We start from the raw sequence: 1800 nt of genomic DNA, 5'->3' as shown, positions 1-1800 counted from the left end.
CGCGGATCGAGGCCTCATCAACGGGTCGCGCTTGTTGCGCTTAAAGCTCTTCGGGCTTGCTCGATCCCCAGCTCCGCCGGTGTCCATCATGCTGTCATTTGCCCTCACACCATAAGGTGGCCAACATACGCGGAAAGTCAGGCCGCGAGCTTAGTTTAGGCCGATAGAATTCCCCGGTCGTCATCATCGCCCAGACGATCCGGGCCAACTTGTTGGCAACGGCGATGGCGACGACCATGGGCCGACGCCGTTCAAGCAGGGCTTCGATCCAGCCGCCTCCAACCCGGGAGCGTGCCTTTTGGGTACCGAACGACGTTACGTGCTCCGATGACAAGCAAGTGCCCGAGATAGGAATCGCCCTGTTTCGTAATTCGGCCGAGCCGATCCTTCCCGCCGGTGGAATGCTGCTTAGGCGTCAGGCCAAGCCAGGCCGCGAACTCCCGCCCGGAGCGGAACATGGTCGCGTCCGGCACGGTCGCGGCGAGAGCGGTGGCCGTTATGGGACCGATCCCGGGAATCGAGGACAGCAACTTCGCCATCGGATTTACGCGCTGGATCTGAGCCAGCTCGCGCTCGATGGCCTCGACCTGCCGGTCCAATTCCTTAGATTCTAGTTTGAATTGCAACATCTCCGCGTAGCATAGCGGTACACGCAAAATGTATCAGCTAACCACAAACGGAGATGTCGCACGTCCAATTTACCCGCGATTCGCGGGTCGAGCTAGCAGCTCTTTCGAAAGCAGGCAAAAGCCCGAGCGAGTGTGCCCGGGAGCTCGGTATGCACCGGTCGAGCATAACGAGGGAATTAACATTGAATACGGACGACGACGGTACGTACCGAGGAGCGTCGGCGCACAAGAAGCACCTCGCGCGGAAGGAGGCGGCAAAGAAGAGGCACCGGAAACTGAAAGGAGCGCTGCGACGATATGTCGTTCGCAAGCTCAACATATTTTGGTCGCCGGAGCAGATCGCTGGACGTTTGAGAAGGAAGAATGTGATCCTCTCACGAAACCATATACCAGTTCATATACAACGAACGCCTCGATCTGGTGAAGAAGCTGCGGCGACAGAAGAACAAATATCGCAAGCGCCGGGGCACGCGAGCGCGAATGGCCCACAACAGAGCCATGAAAGTGAGGAGTATCGTTGAACGACCCGTCGACGTCGAGACGCGGGAGCGACTCGGTGACTGGGAGGGAGACACGATCGTGGGCAAAGAGAAAATCCAGCGCATCCTCACGAACGTCGAACGCAAGAGTGGCTTCGGGGTTGCTGACAAACTCGATGTCGTGAGTGCCGAGATTGTCCAAAGGAAGACTGTGGCGCGATTCAAATGATTTCCAAAACGTCTGCGACGCTCCCTCACGAGAGACAATGGGATTGAATTCGGAGACTTCGATCGCGACCTGGAACGACTGACTTCTATGGGCGTCTACCGAGCGCATGCCTATCACTCATGGGAACGTGGTACCAACGAGAACTGGAACGGACTTATGCGACAGTTTTTCCCGAAGGGCATGCTGTTTGCTACCATTACCCAAACCGACGTTGACCGGGCCGTGAGGCTCCTCAACGACCGTCCGCGCAAGCGGCTCGGCTATGCAACGCCGCGGGAGGTGTTTAACGGTTGTTGCGATTCACACTAGAACTCAAGTTCCTTCAGTTGGTTCACAAGGACCGCTAGTGCGATGCGGGCGTGGGCCGGTAGCGTCAGTTCCTTGTCATCCAACAAATCCACCAGACCATCCACCCGTTGCCGGCCTTGCCCGACAATGATTCCGAACTCAGCAAAGTGAGCCC

2 protein-coding genes and 1 pseudogene are annotated in these 1800 nt (G+C 57.6%); 1 reads left to right on the top strand and 2 read right to left on the bottom strand.

Translation table 11 applies throughout. From position 1 onward, the window contains the following. Positions 1-94: 94 nt before the first annotated feature. Together GA0061099_RS43395 and GA0061099_RS43445 are read right to left on the bottom strand one after the other, a co-directional pair. Positions 95-527 (bottom strand): annotated as a pseudogene (locus tag GA0061099_RS43395) (IS110 family RNA-guided transposase); the annotation flags it as partial. 414 nt (positions 528-941) lie between these two features. After that, the gene (locus GA0061099_RS43445) at positions 942-1445 is read right to left on the bottom strand and encodes a hypothetical protein (RefSeq protein ID WP_244621065.1); all 504 of its coding nucleotides are present in this window, start codon (positions 1443-1445) and stop codon (positions 942-944) included. Between GA0061099_RS43445 and GA0061099_RS43440 the strand changes: the two genes are divergently transcribed. Further along, a complete protein-coding gene (locus tag GA0061099_RS43440; RefSeq protein ID WP_141697828.1) occupies positions 1350-1646 on the top strand; it encodes an IS30 family transposase in 297 nt (98 codons plus the stop codon). The two genes, GA0061099_RS43445 and GA0061099_RS43440, sit on opposite strands and share 96 nt — an antisense overlap. The last annotated feature ends 154 nt before the right edge of the window (positions 1647-1800 follow it).

Source organism: Bradyrhizobium yuanmingense, from assembly GCF_900094575.1.
In the GTDB taxonomy this organism is placed as follows: Bacteria; Pseudomonadota; Alphaproteobacteria; order Rhizobiales; family Xanthobacteraceae; genus Bradyrhizobium; species Bradyrhizobium yuanmingense.
Note: the sequence above shows the minus strand (reverse complement) of the source record. Positions and strands in the feature narration are given on the sequence as shown.